The organism is Bacillus sp. DX3.1, from assembly GCF_030292155.1.
In the GTDB taxonomy this organism is placed as follows: domain Bacteria; phylum Bacillota; class Bacilli; order Bacillales; family Bacillaceae_G; genus Bacillus_A.
Genome location: NZ_CP128153.1, coordinates 3,761,897 through 3,782,620 on the forward strand (window position 1 = coordinate 3,761,897; position 20,724 = coordinate 3,782,620).

Consider the following 20,724-nt stretch of genomic DNA (forward strand, 5'->3'; position numbering starts at 1 on the left):
CACTGATTAAAGTTTCACTTTAGCTTTTATATCACCAAACAGGCTTATGCTCTTACATGCATAAGCCTGTTCTGTTACCTCGTTTCATTCGGAGCCTCATATCTTGTCATTTGCTGTGGGAGCTTCTCAATTGCTACAATCACTCCATCTAACTTACTTTCAATTCGGTGCAGTAAATATAGCGTCACAACAATCGGAAACCCCACATTTCCAACCATAGATATCCATTCCTCCATGTGCTTCTCCTCCTTTCTTCTATATAAATAAGAGGAAGCAAAGAAAATTGGTAACAAAAAAACAAGCTAACATCTATCAGCTTGTTTTTCCAAATAATGAAGCAATTTCACCTTCATAATTTCCTTGTAAAATTCCTTTTTCGGTAATAATCCCTGTTATTAAATTATGCGGCGTCACATCGAATGCGGGATTATATACATCAATACCTATTGGTGCAATTTGCTTCCCATCAAGCTTTGTAACCTCAGATTCATCTCGTTCTTCAATAACAATTTCAGCACCCGTTTTCTTTGTAATATCAAATGTAGAAAGTGGAGCAGCTACGTAAAAAGGAATCTGAAAATATTTTGCTAGTATAGCTAAATTTGATGTTCCAATTTTGTTTGCTGTGTCACCGTTCGCCACAATTCGATCTGCCCCCACAATGATTGCAGCAACCTTTTTCGTCCGAATCGTATGTGCTGCCATATTATCTGTAATAAGTGTTACATCAATACCCGCTTGCTTTAGCTCCCATGTAGTAAGACGTGCACCTTGTAGGACAGGCCTTGTTTCACATGCGTATGCGTGCAAATTTATACCTCGTTCTTTTCCGATATAAAATGGGGCTAACGCTGTTCCATAGCGCGCCGTTGCAATACTTCCTGCATTACAAATCGTTAAAATACGGTCGCCATCTTTAAACTGTGTCAGCGCATTCTCTCCAATACTGCGGCACACTCTTTCATCTTCCTGCTGAATTTGAAGTGCTTCCTCTTCTAGTTTCTTTCTTGCTTCTTTAATTGTTGTTACATGCTGAATAGAAGCAGCAATCCGGTCGATTGACCAAAATAAATTAACCGCGGTTGGACGTGATGTCGCTAAATAGTTACAGTCTCTTTTAAATCGTTTTTGAAAGTCTTCGATATTTGTAACATCATATTTTTTAGCAGCAAGCGCTAAGCCAAATGCAGCTATAATTCCAATGGCTGGCGCTCCGCGTACTTCTAACATAACAATGCTTTTCCACACATCTTCAATCGTAGTTAATGTTTTATACTCTACAACATGTGGTAATTTCGTTTGATTTAATACAGCAATAGAATCCCCTTTCCAGCTTACAGAACGCGGAACGGCAACTGTTGTGCTCATATTCTTACTCCCTCTCCTGATACAATATATTGAAATAACGCTCGAAACACCTGGATATCTGCACCTGTCGTTTCATGTAACAATAATTCTCGGCCTAAATATAGCGCTTGTTTTTTTGCTTGAATTCTTCTTTTTCCGTCCACGATTCCATCTAAATCAGCTACATGTGCTAACCCAATTGTTCGGCGAATGATTTCACAACCAGCAAATCCAACTGCATCAGCAAAAATATTTTGCAGTACAATTGCTAACCACTGTTTCTCTTTCGTATATGATTCTACGCCTTCTAATACCCATAGTTTTGTAAAGGTTTCTACAAAATTACTCCACGTTTTTTCTATATGATAGAATAGTATATTTCTTTTCTCTTCTTCTCGTGACAGCGCATTTAGCAACAAATTCGCAATAAATTGTCCAAGATCAAATCCAAGCGGCCCAAATGTTGCAAACTCCGGATCAATCACCTTCGTTTCTGATGGAGAAGAAAAAATACTTCCTGTATGTAAATCTCCATGAATTAACGTTTCTTTTCTCGTTAAGAATTTATATTTACACTGCGCTGCCTGTAATTTTAGTTTTTTATCACACCAAAGTTCATCTAGGACTGGTTGCAGTGCTTCTTCGTAATCATTTGTAGCAGAATTTGCAAATGGATCTGTAAACACAAGATCTTCCGTTATTTTACATAGATCAGGATTCACAAACTGACCATCTAGTACTCTCTTTTCTTCTGATTGCAGCCCAAAATCTGAAGTGTAAAAAAGGACATATGCTAAAAAACGACCAATATGTTGTGATAAAAGCGGATAATCCTCACCCTCTATCAATCCTTTACGGGTAATTGTAAGATTCGATAAATCCTCCATTACCGTCACAGCTAGCGTTTCATCATGACCATATACTTTCGGTGCATATTCAGGCACATATTTCCCGAAAATCTGTAGCGCTTGATTTTCAATTGTCGCCCGTCCTAATGAAAGTGGCCAACTTTCTCCAACAACTTTTGCATATGGAAGAGCCTGTTTTACAATGATACCGTGCTCCCCATCATGAAGACGGAACACATAATTTAAATTTCCATCCCCAATTTCATGACAAGTCACCTTTGCACCTTTTTCAAAGTACCCATGCTCTTTTACATATTGGATTGCTGTTTCTTCTGTTAATGATTGATATCCCATCTTCTTCTCCCTCCTTTTTAAATCTCAGGGTTTTTCATCATAAGAAAAACCCCTTTTAACGACGAAAGAGGTTTGAAGTTTATCTTCTCCCCTCTTATCTGTCAGAAAGCTTTCCTTTCTGCTGGAATTAGCACCGTGCCTTAATGGCGCATACGCGCCCCATTTCACAATGGTATTACGGTCGGTTGCTGGGTTTCATCGGGCCAAATCCCTCCACCTGCTCTTGATAAGAGTTGCAATATTTGAATTTTCAAGTTTCTGATGAAGACTATAACAAGAATAAAAATCACTTGTCAACATTTTTTCCGTAAAAGCCCCCTGATCAAAATTTCACTTTATTTGTATAGATCTGGACGGCGATCAACAAAGACAGGAATTCCTTTTCGTACTTCATTGATTTTTTCTAAGTCCAGTGCACCATGCAAAATAGATTCTGTTTCATCTGCTTCCGCTACAATTTATTGTGATAGGTAAGGCTTTGAAGTTATCTACACCTTTTCCCCCACATCACACCGTACACGATAGTTTCCCATCATACGGCGTTCCATCGTTTCCAACTGACACTATAAGTTATTCTAGATTGTAATCGGTTCGTTTTCAGACTTAGTACGAAGTTTATTTAATTTGTTTAGTGATTTTTCGTTAAAATTAAGCGAGAGAAGCACGTGTTTTATCTTCACTATGTCGGTCATGTGAATTAATTTATGGACGAATGAGTCAACAATGACTAGATTACTGTAAGTATCCGTTCCTCCCTTGTTAAGGGGAACTACGTGGTGACAATGTACTCTGTCAATTCCAATAACATCACCAATTACGTAACATTTTCCATATTGAGCGACATATTTAGATATCCTATTGTCGTTATATTCGATGCTCCTATTTTTTGAATAGGTAGTCATAACTTGTTTAAGAACGTCCCGAGGTATGGCTTTAAGATTTTCATGGATTTTACTTCTTCCCTTAACCGTGTAGTTACAAATACTTTGAGAGAAATTCCATGGGTTTTTATGGTGCATACCAGTGATAGGGAGTAACGGTATGTTACAAACCGAATATATTTTGGTATTAGGCAGAATGCCTTTGGCTCGCTTTTGAAAATTCTTAGGAGTTTCACTGAAACAAATTTTCTTACTATTCTCCCTAAGTCTGTTTTTGATGGATTTGAGAAGAGTGTAGCAAATCTCTGTCAAATCAATGTATATTTTGGTAGCATATTTGTAATAATTTTGTATGCCAATAAGGGTAGTGTTGTATCTTATCACAGCTTCCGCTGTTGGGTTTCTCTGTATCTCTTTAATTTTGTCCCTGAGGATTCGTTTAGTCTTTTGTATGGCTTTATCTGTCATACTAGTTTTGGCAACATACCCATGTCTTGATTGTTTTTGTTGGACTAGTTTGACCTTGAATCCTAAGAAGATAGACGAATTCTTTTTGAGATTTACAACCTTAGATTTCTCTGTGTTTACATCGAGTCCAAGGCGCTTCTTGAGAAAATCAACAGTGGCATAATAGAATTTCTTTGCATCTGTATATGATTTACACATTATTTTAAAATCGTCTGCGTAACGCACAATATGTCCACCTTTAAGATTTCTATTCTTGCGTGCCCACACAAGCCATCCTGGTGACAATTTTGCATTCTTGGGAGTAAAGTTCTCCCATTGGTTACAAATCCACCAATCCAGTTCATTAAGTACGATATTGGAGAGTAATGGTGAAATAATACCACCTTGCGGTGTACCTTTAGTAGGAATTCCCTCCCCATGGATTTCAGATTTGAGAATTTTTGATATCACACATAGAAGTGATTTATCTCTGATTCCCAGTGTCCACATCTGCTTTAAGAGTTTTCCATGATTGACATTATCAAAGAATCCTTTGATATCAATATCTACACAGTAATGGTTGCGATATATATTCATAAGACTAACCATACGACTTAAGGCATGATGTGTACTTCTGCTTGGTCTAAATCCATAACTATGGTTATAGAATTTTGCTTCACAGATAGGTTCCAAGACTTGTAATATACTTTGTTGGACTAACCTATCCCAAATGGTAGGGATACCTAGGGGACGTGTTTTGTTACTTCCCTCTTTAGGAATATTTACTCTCCTAACAGCGTTAGGACGATATCGTTGTAGTCTGCTTCTGACCTGCTTAATAATTTGTGAGTCATTCAGATGCCAAATGTCTTTGATTGTTAATCCGTCTACGCCAGCTGTTTTACTACCCTTATTAGTTTTGATGTTTCTATATGCTAATCTAATATTTTCTTCTGAACCAATAATGTCCATTAACTTATAGAAATTGTTACCATTGAGACTTTGCGAATATAGTTCGTCATATTGAGATTGCATGTCGTAATATTCGTTATGTCTAAGTTTGGTTTTCTTCAACATGGGCTGTAGCCTCCTTTCTTGCAAGAAGCACTACATCTCTTAGTCTTACCCGAATCCATGCTAACCGTTGGTAACTGTTCAGTCTTCAATCGACTAGTGGCTATCCCTCCACGTTCGTTAGACGCTTCATCGGTACTGTGCCACCACTTTCACTACCATAAATCTAGGTTATATATCGGACTAATATCATCCGTACTTTCCCTAGAAACGTTTCATCGGAAGCAAGCCCTCCGCGTTGGTAGCTTACCACGTTCCGTCATTCTTATCTGTGCATATACACTTTTAGGTTTCTCCTATAAGCCTGTTATCTTGATATTGCCTGTAACAATATATGGACGTTCATAAAGGAGACTTTTACTAATCCACAATAACGACACTAATTGTGTCAGCATACCTTTCGATATGCTCCCATTATAGACCCGTACAATCGGAGATTCGTCTGCACATTCAAAGCTCGTATTGCATTATTGTACATTCTAACCATAAGTGTTTTATAGACTCCCGGCCTATAGGCTACACCATCCACCTCTGGACAGCTTTCGTATCTTTTCGATTTACGGTAGCTCTCAGCCGACTTCTTCGAACTTCATACGATTTGGTTCTTGCTAACTTCGTCGCATGTCGAAGGTTTAGAGAAAGCCCTTCAAGGCGTTACCCTATCATTTGACTTTTCAGAATGACAGTTCACTGTTGAACTGTTGTTCGACAGTGCCTAAGCTTTTCACTTAGGAACGTGTCGTACCTCCCCATGGATCAATAATAAGAGAGTGACCAGCAAACACATTATTCGGATCTTGCCCAGCTCTATTACACGCAACAACATAACATTGATTTTCAACTGCTCTCGCTTGAAGAAGTAAACGCCAATGTGCTAAACGCACAAGCGGCCATTCTGCTACAACGAATAATACATTTGTTCCTCTTGCGGTATGAACACGCATCCATTCTGGAAAACGAATATCATAACAAATTACACCTGCACACTGCACACCATCAAGTGTAAACTCTCCCGTTCCATCACCAGCTATTAAATAGTTGGGCTCATCCATCAATTGAAACAAATGCACTTTACTATACTCATGTTGCAGTTGCCCCTCACGATTGACTGTATACATTGTATTGGTAATACCTTGATCAGTCTGTTTCGCAATGGAGCCACCAACAATATTTACACCATATTGCTTCGCCCATTCTGAAAGAAGTTGTTTTGTTTGCACTCCGGCTTGATCAGCAATTTCGGTAAGTCTTTGTAAATCATATCCCGTTGTCCAAAGTTCCGGTAATACAATCACATCTGGATTTTCTTTCATCGCTTCTTCTATTTTCTTCTTTGCATTTTTAATATTTTTTTCCACAGAACCAAAAGCAATGTCCATTTGAACACAAGCTACTTTCATTTTGTCCGCCCCATTCTCTTTTATTTTTTTCTTTACAAAAAGTTGGAAAGGTTATATCATTTGTCACTAGAATTGTAACAACTTTCAAAAGAGGTGGAAAGTATGAAACATTTTCAACCTTCCGAGATTGTAACATCATTACCAACACAATTTTTTGCTTCACTCGTTGCTAAAGTAAATAAAGTGGTGCAAGCAGGACACGATGTTATTAATCTAGGACAAGGAAATCCAGATCAACCAACACCGCAACATATCGTAACAGCTTTGCAACATGCGGCAGAAAAAGCAATTCATCATAAATATCCACCATTTCGTGGACATGAAAGCTTAAAAGAGGCTGTCGCTACGTTCTATAAACGCGAATATGGTGTGGAAGTAAACCCAAAAACAGAAGTAGCTATTTTATTTGGTGGTAAAGCAGGACTCGTCGAATTACCACTTTGTTTCACAAATCCTGGAGATACGATTCTCGTGCCTGATCCCGGATACCCTGACTATTTATCAGGCGTCGCTTTAGCGAAAGCACAATTTGAAACCATGCCATTATTAGCAGAAAATGATTTTTTACCAGACTATACAAAAATCGACCACAACACTGCTGATAGAGCAAAATTAATGTTTTTAAATTATCCAAACAACCCGACTGGTGTTACTGCATCAAAAGAATTTTTTGAAGAAACGATTTCTTTTGCAAATGAGCATGATATTTTAGTTGTACATGACTTTGCTTACGGAGCAATTGGTTTTGACGGTAAAAAACCAACGAGTTTCCTACAAGCAAAAGGTGCGAAGGATGTTGGGATCGAGATTTATACATTATCAAAAACATTTAATATGGCTGGCTGGCGTATCGCTTTTGCCATCGGTAACGAAAGTGTAATTGAAACTATTAATTTACTACAAGACCATATGTATGTCAGTATTTTCGGTGCGGTGCAAGAAGCAGCTTGTGAAGCACTATTAAGCTCGCAAACTTGCGTGAATGAACTGGTAGAACGCTATGAATCACGAAGAAATGCACTCATTACAGCTTGCCGCTCTATTGGCTGGAATGTTGTCGCACCAAATGGATCGTTTTTTGTATGGCTTCCCGTTCCTGATGGATTTACATCGGCACAATTTGCTGACTTATTGTTAGAAAAGGCACACGTAGCAGTTGCTCCTGGCATTGGATTTGGTGAATATGGAGAAGGCTATGTACGCGTTGGATTATTACATACAGAAGAGCGGCTGCAAGAAGCTGTCCAACGCATCCAAAAATTAAAAATTTTTAAAAACCCATTGACAAATTAAATGCGATGTGAAAAAATTCAGATATCGAAAAAATTTAAACATTTCTAAATACTTCTTATCAAGAGCAGGTGGAGGGACGAGCCCGACGAAACCCGGCAACCGATCTACAATTGTAGACACGGTGCTAATTCTCGCAGCATTATGCTGACAGATAAGGAGCTGGTTGTAAAAAAACCTCTCCTTAGCTGAGAGGTTTTTTTATTTAACTAGGAGGTTATGAAAATGAGCGGAATAACAGCAACATATTTAATCCATGATGATTCTCACAATTTAATGCAAAAAGCAGAGCAAATTGCACTCGGTTTAACGATTGGTTCATGGACACATTTACCACATTTATTACAAGAACAATTAAAACAACATAAAGGCACTGTCATTGGTGTCGAAGAATTAGAAGAACAAGAACATGTTAATACTTATCTTGGTAAAAGAATTACACGTGGACTGATTAAAATTCATTATCCAGCGCTAAATTTCAGTCCTGATTTACCAGCAATTTTAACAACAGTATTTGGAAAATTATCACTAGATGGCGAAGTAAAACTTATCGATTTAACGTTTTCAGATGACTTAAAAGCGACATTCCCTGGTCCAAAGTTCGGTATTGAAGGAATCCGAAATCTTTTACAAGTTCATGATCGTCCTCTTCTTATGAGCATTTTTAAAGGTATGATTGGTCGCAACATCGGATATTTAAAAACACAATTACGTGATCAAGCAAACGGTGGTGTAGATATCGTAAAAGATGATGAAATTTTATTTGAAAATTCATTAACGCCACTCACACAGCGGATTGAGTCAGGAAAAGAAGTGTTACAGTCTGTATATGAAACATATGGTCATAGGACGTTATATGCGGTTAACTTATCAGGACGCACATACGATTTAAAAGATAACGCGAAACGTGCTGCCCTGGCTGGTGCAGATGTTCTTCTATTCAATGTATTCTCTTATGGATTAGACGTACTTCAATCACTTGCAGAAGATGATGATATATCAATCCCCATTATGGCTCATCCTGCCGTAAGCGGTGCTTATACTTCATCAAAATTATACGGATTCTCTTCTCCGTTACTACTTGGAAAACTACTTCGTTATGCTGGTGCAGATTTCTCTTTATTCCCATCTCCATATGGCAGTGTTGCACTGGAGAAAGAAGAAGCGCTTCTTGTCTCAAAAACACTCGTTGATGAGAATGAACCGTTGAAGAGTAGTTTCCCTGTCCCATCAGCCGGTATTCATCCTGGCTTTGTTCCCTTTATCCTTCGTGATTTTGGCACAGATGTTGTCATTAACGCAGGTGGCGGTATTCATGGTCATCTAGCTGGTGCACAGGGTGGCGGAAAAGCATTTCGAGCAGCTATCCGTGCAACATTACAAGGAACGCCACTACATGAAGTGGACGATACTGATTTACATGCAGCATTGCGATTATGGGGCAATCCATCTGACGAGGTGAAATCATGAACATTCGAATCTTTTGTGATTTTGATGGCACAATTACAAATAACGATAATATCATTGCCATTATGGAGAAATTTGCTCCACCAGAAGCGGAAACAATTAAACAAAAAATTTTATCACAAGAGATTTCTATTCAAGAAGGTGTAGGGCAACTATTTTCTCTCTTACCTTCTAATTTACGAGATGATATAACTACTTTCATAAAAGAAACCGCAGTTATTCGAGCTGGCTTTCAAGAGTTTGTACAGTTTGTCCAAATAAACCATATTTCATTTCATATTATATCAGGAGGAATGGATTTTTTCGTCCACCCTCTTCTTGAAGGACTAATTGCTTCAAATCACATTTATTGTAATACGACTGATTTTTCAGGTGAAACAATTAAGGTGAACTGGCCACATCCGTGTGATGAGCATTGTAAAAACGAATGTGGTCTTTGTAAGTCAACACTTATTCATCAACTCGGTTCACAAGGTGATTTTAACATTGTAATCGGTGATTCGATTACAGATTTACAAGCAGCAAAACTTGCTAACAAAGTATTTGCTCGTGATTTTCTCACTGCAAAATGTAAAGAACATCATATTCCCTATACATACTTTGAAACATTTTATGACGTACAAACAGAAATCCAGCAATTGTTGGAGGTGGTAAAATGAAACAACTTTTTCGTCAATGGCAAGAACTGAGTGAATTAAAAAAGGAATTAACTGATCGTAACTGGTTTCCCGCTACAAGTGGAAACATTTCAATAAAAGTGAGTGACACCCCGCTTACCTTTCTTATTACAGCAAGCGGTAGAGATAAAACAAAAACAACACCTGATGATTTTCTACTAGTTGATCACACTGGAAATGCTGTTTTAGAAACAGATCTACGACCTTCGGCAGAAACATTACTACACACTCACATTTACAACTATACAAAAGCTGGATGTGTCTTGCACGTCCATACGACTGATAACAATGTGATTACAAACGTATATGACAAAGAAGTCTTACTTTCTAATCAGGAAATTATTAAAGCACTCAACATTTGGGAAGAAAAAGCCTCTATCCGGATCCCAATTATTGAAAATCACGCTCACATTCCAACCTTAGGGGAGGAATTCCATAAACATATCCATGAAGATACAGGAGCTATATTAATTCGCAACCATGGCATTACAGTTTGGGGGAAGGATAGCTTTGATGCTAAAAAAAGATTAGAAGCATATGAGTTTTTATTCCAATTTCATATCAAACTATTATCAATTCAAGGAGGCGTTTCTAATGGCGCAAATTCGTATTCATGAAATCAACACTCGTATTGAAAATGAAGTGGAAGTTGAGCAATTTTTACAAGGAGAAGGTATTTTATATGAGAAATGGGATATTTCAAAGCTTCCAGCTCATTTAAAAGAAAACTACACCTTAACAGATGAAAACAAAGAAGAAATTTTAACAACGTTTTCTGAGGAAATTGCTGATGTTTCAGGGCGTCGCGGTTATAAAGCGCATGATGTCATTTCACTCTCAAGCGCGACGCCAAATCTTAATGAGTTATTAATCAACTTTAAGCAAGAGCACCATCATACAGATGATGAAGTTCGCTTCATCGTTTGCGGACATGGCATCTTTGCCATTGAAGACAAGGATGGTCGCTTCTTTGATGTTGAACTTGAGCCTGGTGATCTTATCTCTGTACCTGAAAATGCAAGACATTATTTTACATTGCAAGATGATCGCCAAGTTGTAGCAGTTCGTATTTTTGTTACAGCAGAAGGCTGGGTTCCTATTTACTAAGGTAGTTAGTTGAATAGAAGGAATTGGTACCCCTTTTCCAACCTTTTATTCACTCTACATATATATACATCCTCCTATAGAACAGGCTTATTTCACTGTAGTGAAATAAGCCTAATTTTTTGTTCTTTTCTTCGAAATAAAACATTTCTCTCACTTTTAATTTTATCAAGTGTATTTATCAAAAAAATTTGAACATTCTTTGAACTTTTTCTGAAAATTCTGTTTAAAATGTGCTATAATACAAATAATAGAAAAAGAAACTAAAATTGCAAATAGAGGGGGAAAAACATGAGTTTAATTATGGCACTTATAATCGGTGTTACTTGTGGTGCTGTTCCTGCAATTCTGGGGGCGATTATGGAGGAATTAGAAATCGGTATGATGGGTTTTGTCGCATCTTCTGTAAGCGCTTTACTTTTTGGTTTGTACGGTGCTATTCCTGTTGGTATACTCTTTGCATTTTATATATTACGCCACGCTCGCACAAAACAATTTAGCCGCAATCATATGGGCAAAATTATTCCATTTCCAATTGAAAGATCTCGCCGTGCTTCAAGCTTATAATAAACTGAAACTTTCACTGCTATTTTTCATATCCTCACAAATAATCTATCCTATAAATCCTACTATGACAAATCATTATCTTCCACCTATATGTAACGGTTACTGAGACCAAAATAAAAAGTCCTCAAACGAGGACTTTTTATTTATTCTCTTCTAAAAACTGAAATAGCTCTTGTAAATGAAGCGCGTCCTCTCCATAACTAACGGATACATAACACGTTTCCTCAATTTCAGCATGCATATATAAATCAATACTCTCACGATCGTACTTTAAAGCTAAATAAAATTCCATTTCTTCTAGCATTTTCTTTATTGTGCGAATTACATAACGTCTTGTCTCATCACGTCCATATTCAAATGATGGCTCAAAATCATATTTTTGTTTAAAGGCAGCTCGTTGCTTTTTATTAATCTCTATACACTTTGCACGTTGTACAGCATCAATCATTCCATCAAATTTTTCTAAGTTCATCATTTTACCCCTTTAAGACGATGTTCAAAAAGTCCGGTAAAGATAGCTATCACACTTCTTCGTTACGTCCCCACTCCGGTACTCATGTAGTTCAATCTACACTCCGTACCCTCCTGGCTTCCGCGCCTCGAACTACTCGGCTCTCTTTATCCTCCTTTTTGAACAATCACTTTATGTATTTTTTGTATAATACTTGCGTTCCACTGTTTTCCTCGCCTGCTTGTATTAATTGCTCATATAAATCTTTCGCAAGAGTTAAACCTGGTACAGATAAATCTAATTTCTCAGCCTCATCTAACGCAATCTTCATGTCTTTCATAAAGTGTTTTACATAAAACCCTGGTGCAAAATCTTCTTGCAGCATACGCGGAGCTAAATTACTTAAAGACCAACTACCAGCGGCTCCAGTTGAAATACTTTGCAAGACCTTATCTGGATCTAAACCTGCTTTCTTCGCATAAGCTACCGCTTCACAAACCCCTATCATATTAGAAGCAATTGCAATTTGATTACACATTTTTGTATGTTGTCCGCTTCCCGCAGCTCCTTGCAGCTTAATATTTTCTCCCAATCGCTCAAATAGAGGACAACATGCATCATATACTTCTTGCTCTCCACCAATCATGATTGCAAGTCGCCCTTCTTTCGCTCCAATATCTCCTCCGGATACGGGAGCATCTAGCGTATACACACCTTTTTTATTTCCCTCTTCATATATACGCTTTGCAAGAGTTGGTGTGGATGTTGTAAAGTCAATCGCAATAGTCCCCTCGCTTGCATGCTGCAGAATTCCTTCTGTTCCAAAATAGATTTCTTCTACATCATGCGGATAACCGACCATTGTCATGACAACATCCACGTTCTTTACCAGCTCTTTTGGTGTATTACACCAGTGTGCTCCAGCTTCTAATAAAGAAGCTGCTTTTTCTTTCGTACGGTTATATACATATACTGTATAGCCACCCTGTAGTAAATGATGTACCATACTTTTCCCCATAACACCTGTACCGATAAAACCAATCGCAGCTGATGACAATATTTGTTTCATCCACTCATCCCCTTTTCTCTAATAAATCACTTACCATCTTTCGGAATTCCTTATTAAAATCATCATTAATACCATCTTGCACATTTGAAAATAGAATTACAAATATTTGACGATCCCAATTAAAATTATTAAATGTGTTCCACCCAGCAACTACACCATGATTATGATAATAGTCAGGATTAATATAGAAACCAAATCCATAGTTTCTTCCTGATGGTGGTGTAATCATCTGCTGTAAACTTTGTGGTGAAAAAAGCTTTCCACTCATAATAGCTTCATCAAGTTTTTTCATATCCGTAGCAGTTGTATACATTTCACCACAACCATATAACCAATTCATTGCTAATCTTGGTGCTAGTACAAGTTTTTGTTCTTTCTGTTTATATCCTTTCGAAAAATTCACATCACCTGGCACTTGATTTCCCATACCTGTTTCATGCATACCAGCTGGTACAAAAATATATTCTTTTATATACTTGTCTATTGGTTGACCAGAAACCTTTTCTACAATATAAGCTAGCACCATATAATTATAATCCGTATATCCCCAACCTGTCCCCGGTGGAAAATCAACTTTTTGTTTCCCAATCCATGTCACTAAATCTAAACGCGATGCCGCATTTACTTTTCCCTTTCCTTTACTCGGCAACCCCGACGTATGTGTCAATAATTGTTGTAAGGTAATATTTTTTTCCATTGGGAAAGAAGGGATATATTTATTCACATTATCTTGAATATTTAATTTCCCTTTTTCTTGTAACTGCAAAATCGAGGTCGATATTGTCATTTTTGTAATCGAACCCGTTCTGTATTTTGTTTGCGGCGTATTTTCAATTTTATTTTGAACATCTGCATATCCATACCCTTTATTGAGTACAATATGATTTTTATCTGCAACAAGAACTGTTCCATTAAACCCTTTTTCTTTTAAATATTGATCTAATTTTTGTGCTACACTTGAATAATCAATTGATGGTTCCTTCTCTTTTTCTGTATTTCCTTGTACTTGTGCTTCAACAGAAGGGGCTATTTTTGAAGCGTGGAAATCTTTCTTTACAGTTTCTTTCCAAAATAGATATGTACTTCCACCTATGATAAAACAAATAAAAACCATAATTATCAATCTTTTTATCATTAATAAACCTCCAAGGTTACTTCATAATAAATGGTCCCCCTTCTTTCTATTATCGGTCAACAAAAAAAAATCGCAACACTTTGTTACGAAAAATTCACATTTTTGCTTTTCTATATATAAATCCATTTTGATTTTTCGACATATAAGCCGCGGCTATGAATAACCAAAGGTGGCCTGCACTCGTTTTCTCTCTTTGTTTTCACTATGTCTGAGCAGGAAAAGGATCTGACCGCTTCTATGCATGACCTGATGCTCTCTCCCACCTAAAAAGAGGGGTTTTATGTCGGTTTTTCAATTTGTATTTATATATAGTAAATGCAAGTTTCATTTTCTTATTGAATTGTTCATCGATAGTTAGAAAGTTTCCATCTTATAAAGCCTCTTAATCAACAAAGGTATTTTAGCTACTTATTAACTAAAATACCTTTATTTATTTCATCCTAATTTTATTTGTTCGTTATATCTTTATTACAAAAAAATCCATTCAAAATTCATTCTATATGAAACATAATAAAGGCTTTTGATTCTTTCTATCGAACTCTACCGGTATTTCAATGTAGAGAGAGGAAGTATCCCTATGATGAAACGACCTATATATTACCACGATATGGAAAAACGCTTACAGGAAGTTGAAAATGCCATGAAAAAGGAGAACAACCGCCGTTCTTTGTATCACTTTATAAATTCTTTAATGCGTTCTATATAACCGAACTTGATTCTTCCCATTTTTTTTTGCTTCATATAAAGCAATATCTGCTCGCTGTATTAACTCTTCTTTTGTGATCCCTTTGTCACATAAAGCAACTCCAAAACTAGCGGTTAACTTCGAAATCCCAGAAAATTGTTTTGTTTCAATAAAAAAACGTAGCGATTCTGCAATTTGAAAAGCCTCTTTTTCCGTTGTATCCATCACTAGCATAATAAACTCTGCTCCTCCCCACCTTGCAAAAGTATGGTGCGGTGCTAGTTTGGATTTCATCAGGTCTGCTAACTGAACTAATGCTAAATCACCAAAATCCCGACCATATGTGTCATTGACCTTTTTAAAATCGTCTATATCAAACAAAATAAGCGCTATTGTTTGATTCATTCGTTGTCCATTTTCCCACATTTCTTCCAATAGCTGTTGAAACTTCAAGCGGTTGTATATCTCTGTTAAAGAATCCATTGTCGCAAGACGTTCTTGCTCTTGATATACTTCATCCAATTCAGTAATATCCGTACACTTAACAATAAACCTGGACAAATCTTCTGGTAAAGAAGCAGCTCGCAATAAAAAGACAAACTCTTCCCCCGCATCATCATACATTTTAATCTTTCTTGCTTGAGATAAACAATCATCTAGCCAAGTGATATCATGACTTGCTGCATAGTATCCATTTTCTTGTACAAAATGTTCAGCAAATATAATATGATGCTCATGATACGAAAATAAGTCTTCATATCCAAAAAAGCGTAAAAAATTTGTATTACAGTCAACAATCTCATCATCTTCCACAATAAATAATAAATCATTTTGAAAATCAAACATCATTTGAAGCAGCTCCTGCTGTATCATCACTTGCTGTAGTAAAGATAATTGATAGACACTCTTGTTCACCTCTGCTAAGACAGCCTGAGGAGTAATAGGAGCTATAACAATATTTCGTATCCCAATTGTAAGCAATTCTAGAAATTTCGATGTAACTGGCTGATCCCAAATCACAATAAAAGAGCTCTGTGAATTATACATGCTTTTTATACACTCTACTTGCGCACCATTCGATACGTATATAATTACGATTTGCGGTTGCACTTTTTCAAACAATATTTTTCCTTCTTCGAAACTACTTGCTAAAAACATACATTTTGGTTGTACATTCGCAACAGTGTGTCGGTGATTACAACCTTCTTCTATATAAAGTACATTTACACGGAGATCCTGCAATACATTTTGAAATACCGTATTCTCTAACAAAAAATGTAGTATGTTCACCACTAGGCTTCACTCACTTCATATATCCTGTTCTACTCAATTCCCCACGATCCTTTTTTACAAAAGATAGTTATCAAAAAAAACCGATTGTTGAGGGCTGAGCATCAGCAGAAACGAAGAACTCTCCCACTGACGGGAGCTTTACTTTCAATACCGTTTCTTAGCTGCGAATCATCTTTTTATTGTATGACAACAATAATAACAATGTTTGTGCGAATGTCTTTTCTTAGAGGAAGTTCAAAAAATCCGGTAAAGATAGCTGCCCTATTTCTTCGTTACGTCGCCAGTCCGGTACTCATGTAGTTCCAGCTACACTCCGTATCCTCCTGGCTTCCGCACCTCAAACTACTCGGCTCTCTTTATCCTCCTTTTTTGAACACGTACTCTTATTCTATTCTTAAAAAACTTGACAATTAAAATGAAGATATTATATTCTTTTACAGTGATAACTTACAAAATGTAAGTAGAGAATATTTTTACATTTGAACTTTTACAAATCGAAGTAAAATCTGGAGGACATATTATGACACAGCAAGATTTCTTTACTGTTTTATACGAGCGCACATCCAATCGTGCATTCAACCCTGAGAAAGAAATTTCAAAAGAAGAATTACAAGAAATTTTAAAAGCAGCTGGACAGGCGCCATCCGCTTGGAACTTACAGCATTGGAAGTTTCTTGTTTTCCAAGGTGAAGATGTACAAAATCGTTTGCATCCAATCGCTTATAATCAACAACAAATTTTAGATGCTTCTGCAGTAGTTGCTGTTTTAGGTGACCTAGAAGCAAATAAAAATATTGCTCCTGTGTACGGACCTATTGTTGAGCAAGGGTTTATGAAAGAAGAAGCAAAAGAACGTTTAGCACAGAACATTGAATCTGCATACCAACGTGAACAATATCCACGTGATGCAGCTTTCTCTAATGCTTCCCTAGCAGCTATGCAACTTATGCTTGCAGCAAAAGCAACTGGCTGGGATACTTGCGCAATTGGTGGTTTTAATCCACAAGCACTAATGGAAGAATTCAATGTTTCTTCTCGTTATGTACCAATCATGCTTATTACAATTGGTGAATCTACATTAAAAGGACATCCAGCACCACGTATGAAGATAGACCAAGTAGCAGAATGGGCAAAATAGGGTGAAACTTTTCTCAATGGGGATTTTATTCATCCCCACTGAGAATTAGTTGAAAAAATCGGGCTCTTGTGGCCAGTTTTCCCCTTCAAAATTCTTTGCATCCTACAGAATTTTGAAGAGGTGTATTACTGCCCGTTAGTACGTAATCAGAGACGAAGGGGATTCACCTTCGTTTTTATTTCGTTTGTCATTTCCTTGTAATATTCCAATATATAAAGCGACATTTTATCACAAAAAACAAATAGTTCATTTCTTATTTATATCCAAAAATGACGTATTTTGTCGAACTATGTTCATCCCTTGAAATATAGGGATGTCTATTTGTTACATTTATGATACAATAGTAACAAATAGATAACAAGCGAGGGATTTTCATTGAATTCATATGGGAGCTTTATTGCACTTTTAAGCTATGTTGTAACTGTACTGCTTCTATACTTTATTGGAGATGCCACTAATATTTCAGTACTACAATTTCCTAAAGAAAAAGCACTACAGCTAGAAGAAGGACTACATACCTCACGATCTATCGTACCATTACTTCTGGCTCTTCCTGTGTATGCAATCGTTTTATATAAAAGTAAAAAAGCGTAAAAGACTACCTTTCTATAAATAAAGGTGGTCTTTTTTATATAAATACAAATTAAAAAACCGACATAAAACCTCTCTTTTTAGGTGAGAGAGCATCCGACCATGCATAGAAGCGACCATATACCGAAAAATCAAAATGGATTTATATAGTACATACACCCTTCTATCCGTCACACTCTAGGCATTTGTCTATCATAAGATTAATATGAAGTAATACACAACCATTTGGGCTACTAAAATGAGAAAATATCCCAGTAAAAATTCCACGCTCTGTCCAATCACCACATATGCAACTTACATACATTATAAGTGTGAAGGGGGTGATGAGAATTATGTTTGGATCATTTGGATGTCGTGATGATTTTAGAGATTGTCACTTTGACAGAGATTGCAAGAGAGATGATTTTCGTAGAGATGATTTCCGTAGAGATGATTCCCGCAAAAGATCAGCTGTTTGTAATGTGCTTGTTAATATTTCAATTGGAACAAAAATTTCTCTTCTAAAAATTAAAGATCACGGTACGTTCCGTGATGTAGTCTTTGAAGGATTTTCCTGTGGGGTCGCGCTTTTCTCCGATCAAGACCGTAGAAAAGATTGGGATCACGAAGATGATTGTAATAAAAACTGGCACAAAGACAAATTTAAAGGCTTATTACGCGTTTGCCCAGAGGATATAATTGCGATTGCAATTTAAGTAGTCTATTTCTAATCTTTTAAGTTAATATAATCAACCTGCATGTATTAATAAAAAAACCTGAGACCGATTTCAATTCGGCTCAGGTTTTCTTTTCATTAGATGCTTTTTACAAGTTCAACTACTTCTTCAGCAGTCGACATGTTTAAAGCTTTTTGTGCTAACTCTTCCATTTGTGCTTTTGACAACTTGCGAAGTTGTGTTCTTGCAGGAAGAATAGATGTTGCACTCATGCTGAATTCATCTAACCCTAATCCAAGTAATAATGGGATTGCAAGCGCGTCTCCTGCCATCTCACCACACATACCAACCCATTTTCCTTCTTTATGAGCAGCATCGATAACCATTTTTACAAGACGTAAAATAGATGGGTTATACGGTTGATATAGGTAAGCTACACGTTCGTTCATACGATCCGCAGCCATTGTGTATTGAATTAAGTCATTTGTTCCGATAGAGAAGAAATCAACTTCTTTCGCAAACTGATCTGCTAATACCGCAGAAGCAGGAATTTCTACCATCATACCTACTTCAATAGCGTCAGAAACAGTTGTACCCGCTTGAACAAGTCTTTCTTTTTCCTCTAACAGAATTGCTTTCGCTTGACGGAATTCATCAAGTGTTGCAATCATTGGGAACATGATTTTTAAGTTACCGTATACACTTGCACGAAGTAATGCACGAAGTTGTGTACGGAACACATCTTGTTCTTCTAAGCATAAGCGAATTGCACGGTAGCCTAAGAATGGATTCATTTCTTTCGGTAAATGTAAGTATGGAAGCTCTTTATCTCCACCGATGTCAAGTGTACGAACAACAACTGGTTGACCTTCTTTTACACCTTCAAGAACTGCTTTATACGCTCCGAACTGCTCGTCTTCTGTTGGAAGATTGTCACGGCCCATGTATAAGAATTCTGTACGGTATAAACCAACGCCTTCTCCACCATTGTCAATGATACCTTGTACATCATTTGGTGTTCCGATATTTGCTACAAGCTCAACATGATGTCCATCGCTTGTTACAGTTGCTTCATTTTTTAGTTTTGCCCATTCTGCTTTTTGGCCTTCGAATTTTGCTTTCTTATCTTCGAAAGTACGAAGTGTTTCTTCAGATGGGTTCACAATAACTGCTCCATCTAAACCGTCGATGATAACGATATCACCGTTTTGGATTTTTTCCATAACCACTTTTGTACCAACAACAGCCGGAATTTCCATAGAGCGAGCCATGATTGCAGAGTGAGATGTACGTCCGCCGATATCAGTTGTGAAACCTTTTGCATATTTACGGTTTAATTGTGCTGTATCAGACGGTGTTAAATCTTCTGCAATAATGATCACTTCTTCAGAAATTGTGCTCGGATTTGAGAAGTTAATACCTAATAAATGTGCAAGAACGCGTTTTGTTACGTCGCGAATATCTGCTGCACGCTCTTTCATATATTCATTATCCATGTTTTCAAACATACTAATGAACATTGATGCAACTTCATCCATTGCAAACTCAGCATTAATTTTTTCATTATTCACTTTATCTTTTACTGGATTTACTAGTTCTGGATCGTTTAATACTAGTAAATGAGCTTCAAAAATAGCTGCTTTATCAGCACCAAGCTCAGCAAAAGCGTGATCTTTAATTGCTTCTAATTCAGATTTTGCTTTCTCAAGCGCAGCGTCTAAGCGTGCGATTTCCGCAGCTTCGTCCGTAATCGTCTTCTTTTCAATGTTAAATTCAGGATTCTCAAGTCGGAAAGCCTTTGCAATAGCAATCCCACTTGATGCAGCGATCCCTTGAATGTTAAGAGTCATTATTCTCCTAATCCTTCATTTTTCATAGTTTCTTCGATAGCTGCTAGTGCTTGAGCTGCATCATCACCATTCGCAGTGATTTTAATTTCCGCGTTTTGTTGAATACCTAAAGACATAACACCCATGATTGATTTTAAGTTTACGTTTTTACCATTATATTCTAAGTTAATATCAGCACCAAATTTGCTTGCAGTGTTAACAAGTAAAGTTGCTGGACGAGCATGAATTCCTGAGTCACTAGTTACTTTAAAGATTTTTTCCATAATAATCTATCTCCTTTAAACACAGTATTTTTTAGGTTGTATAGACGTGAGTACTACACCCTCTATATTGTATATAATAGGCGATGCTCGGTCAACCACATCACCTATTATAATTATAAATATTTTGCGTCAAAATC

19 protein-coding genes, 1 pseudogene and 2 riboswitches are annotated in these 20,724 nt (G+C 36.9%); of the genes and pseudogenes, 9 read left to right on the forward strand and 11 right to left on the reverse strand.

The window, feature by feature from the left end:
- Positions 1-74: 74 nt before the first annotated feature.
- The 5 genes and pseudogenes from QRE67_RS18705 to QRE67_RS18725 all read right to left on the reverse strand — a co-directional run bounded on the left by QRE67_RS18705 (position 75) and on the right by QRE67_RS18725 (position 6,439).
- On the reverse strand, positions 75-236 hold the full coding sequence (locus QRE67_RS18705) for a YvrJ family protein (protein ID WP_286121719.1): 162 nt from the start codon (positions 234-236) through the stop codon (positions 75-77).
- Positions 237-312: 76 nt separating this feature from the next.
- Entirely contained in the window at positions 313-1,368 is a 1,056-nt protein-coding gene (gene mtnA / locus QRE67_RS18710) for an S-methyl-5-thioribose-1-phosphate isomerase (RefSeq protein ID WP_286121720.1), read from the reverse strand.
- Positions 1,365-2,549 carry an S-methyl-5-thioribose kinase gene (gene mtnK / locus QRE67_RS18715; protein WP_286121721.1) on the reverse strand — a complete coding sequence of 395 codons (1,185 nt, stop codon included), beginning with the start codon at positions 2,547-2,549 and terminating at the stop codon, positions 1,365-1,367. The genes mtnA and mtnK overlap by 4 nt, the downstream gene beginning before the upstream one ends.
- A gap of 91 nt (positions 2,550-2,640) precedes the next feature.
- Positions 2,641-2,782: riboswitch (SAM riboswitch) on the reverse strand.
- A gap of 342 nt (positions 2,783-3,124) precedes the next feature.
- Positions 3,125-4,954: a group II intron reverse transcriptase/maturase gene (ltrA, locus tag QRE67_RS18720; RefSeq protein WP_286121722.1), complete on the reverse strand. Its 1,830-nt coding sequence runs from the start codon at positions 4,952-4,954 to the stop codon at positions 3,125-3,127.
- 725 nt (positions 4,955-5,679) lie between these two features.
- Positions 5,680-6,439 (reverse strand): annotated as a pseudogene (locus QRE67_RS18725) (carbon-nitrogen family hydrolase).
- A 14-nt stretch (positions 6,440-6,453) separates the two neighbouring features.
- On the opposite strand from QRE67_RS18725, the gene QRE67_RS18730 reads away from it, so the two are divergent.
- From QRE67_RS18730 to QRE67_RS18755, 6 genes are all read left to right on the forward strand, one after another.
- Positions 6,454-7,644 (forward strand): pyridoxal phosphate-dependent aminotransferase, encoded by a 1,191-nt coding sequence (locus QRE67_RS18730; RefSeq protein WP_286121723.1) that lies wholly within the window; start codon positions 6,454-6,456, stop codon positions 7,642-7,644.
- Between the two features lie 52 nt (positions 7,645-7,696).
- A riboswitch (SAM riboswitch) is annotated at positions 7,697-7,802 on the forward strand.
- 64 nt (positions 7,803-7,866) lie between these two features.
- Positions 7,867-9,111 (forward strand): 2,3-diketo-5-methylthiopentyl-1-phosphate enolase, encoded by a 1,245-nt coding sequence (gene mtnW / locus QRE67_RS18735; RefSeq protein ID WP_286121724.1) that lies wholly within the window; start codon positions 7,867-7,869, stop codon positions 9,109-9,111.
- On the forward strand, positions 9,108-9,767 hold the full coding sequence (locus QRE67_RS18740) for a 2-hydroxy-3-keto-5-methylthiopentenyl-1-phosphate phosphatase (protein WP_286121725.1): 660 nt from the start codon (positions 9,108-9,110) through the stop codon (positions 9,765-9,767). The genes mtnW and QRE67_RS18740 overlap by 4 nt, the downstream gene beginning before the upstream one ends.
- Positions 9,764-10,402 (forward strand): methylthioribulose 1-phosphate dehydratase, encoded by a 639-nt coding sequence (locus tag QRE67_RS18745; protein WP_286121726.1) that lies wholly within the window; start codon positions 9,764-9,766, stop codon positions 10,400-10,402. Before QRE67_RS18740 ends, QRE67_RS18745 begins: the two co-directional genes overlap by 4 nt.
- A complete protein-coding gene (gene mtnD, locus QRE67_RS18750; RefSeq protein ID WP_286121727.1) occupies positions 10,380-10,892 on the forward strand; it encodes an acireductone dioxygenase in 513 nt (170 codons plus the stop codon). Before QRE67_RS18745 ends, mtnD begins: the two co-directional genes overlap by 23 nt.
- Before the next feature lie 288 nt (positions 10,893-11,180).
- Entirely contained in the window at positions 11,181-11,456 is a 276-nt protein-coding gene (locus tag QRE67_RS18755) for a hypothetical protein (RefSeq protein ID WP_286121728.1), read from the forward strand.
- Positions 11,457-11,595: 139 nt separating this feature from the next.
- Here the strand turns inward: QRE67_RS18755 and QRE67_RS18760 are convergent, their stop codons facing one another.
- The 4 genes from QRE67_RS18760 to QRE67_RS18775 all read right to left on the reverse strand — a co-directional run bounded on the left by QRE67_RS18760 (position 11,596) and on the right by QRE67_RS18775 (position 16,086).
- Positions 11,596-11,928, reverse strand: a complete 333-nt coding sequence (locus QRE67_RS18760; protein WP_286125323.1) for a DUF3909 family protein — start codon at positions 11,926-11,928, stop codon at positions 11,596-11,598.
- Positions 11,929-12,094: 166 nt separating this feature from the next.
- The gene (locus QRE67_RS18765) at positions 12,095-12,976 is read right to left on the reverse strand and encodes an NAD(P)-dependent oxidoreductase (RefSeq protein ID WP_286121729.1); all 882 of its coding nucleotides are present in this window, start codon (positions 12,974-12,976) and stop codon (positions 12,095-12,097) included.
- A 4-nt stretch (positions 12,977-12,980) separates the two neighbouring features.
- A complete protein-coding gene (locus QRE67_RS18770) occupies positions 12,981-14,111 on the reverse strand; it encodes a serine hydrolase domain-containing protein (RefSeq protein WP_286121730.1) in 1,131 nt (376 codons plus the stop codon).
- Between the two features lie 688 nt (positions 14,112-14,799).
- Complete coding sequence (locus QRE67_RS18775; RefSeq protein WP_286125324.1) at positions 14,800-16,086, reverse strand: GGDEF domain-containing protein; 1,287 nt, start codon at positions 16,084-16,086, stop codon at positions 14,800-14,802.
- A 523-nt stretch (positions 16,087-16,609) separates the two neighbouring features.
- On the opposite strand from QRE67_RS18775, the gene QRE67_RS18780 reads away from it, so the two are divergent.
- The 3 genes from QRE67_RS18780 (at position 16,610) to QRE67_RS18790 (ending at position 18,513) form a co-directional block, all read left to right on the forward strand.
- Positions 16,610-17,227: a nitroreductase family protein gene (locus QRE67_RS18780; protein ID WP_286121731.1), complete on the forward strand. Its 618-nt coding sequence runs from the start codon at positions 16,610-16,612 to the stop codon at positions 17,225-17,227.
- 375 nt (positions 17,228-17,602) lie between these two features.
- Positions 17,603-17,821 (forward strand): hypothetical protein, encoded by a 219-nt coding sequence (locus QRE67_RS18785; protein ID WP_286121732.1) that lies wholly within the window; start codon positions 17,603-17,605, stop codon positions 17,819-17,821.
- 329 nt (positions 17,822-18,150) lie between these two features.
- On the forward strand, positions 18,151-18,513 hold the full coding sequence (locus QRE67_RS18790; protein ID WP_286121733.1) for a DUF3915 family protein: 363 nt from the start codon (positions 18,151-18,153) through the stop codon (positions 18,511-18,513).
- Between the two features lie 98 nt (positions 18,514-18,611).
- Here the strand turns inward: QRE67_RS18790 and ptsP are convergent, their stop codons facing one another.
- Both ptsP and ptsH read right to left on the reverse strand, forming a co-directional pair.
- Complete coding sequence (gene ptsP, locus QRE67_RS18795; protein WP_286121734.1) at positions 18,612-20,324, reverse strand: phosphoenolpyruvate--protein phosphotransferase; 1,713 nt, start codon at positions 20,322-20,324, stop codon at positions 18,612-18,614.
- Positions 20,324-20,587, reverse strand: coding sequence for a phosphocarrier protein HPr (ptsH, locus tag QRE67_RS18800; RefSeq protein WP_286121735.1), 264 nt, complete (start codon positions 20,585-20,587; stop codon positions 20,324-20,326). Before ptsH ends, ptsP begins: the two co-directional genes overlap by 1 nt.
- Positions 20,588-20,724: the final 137 nt, after the last annotated feature.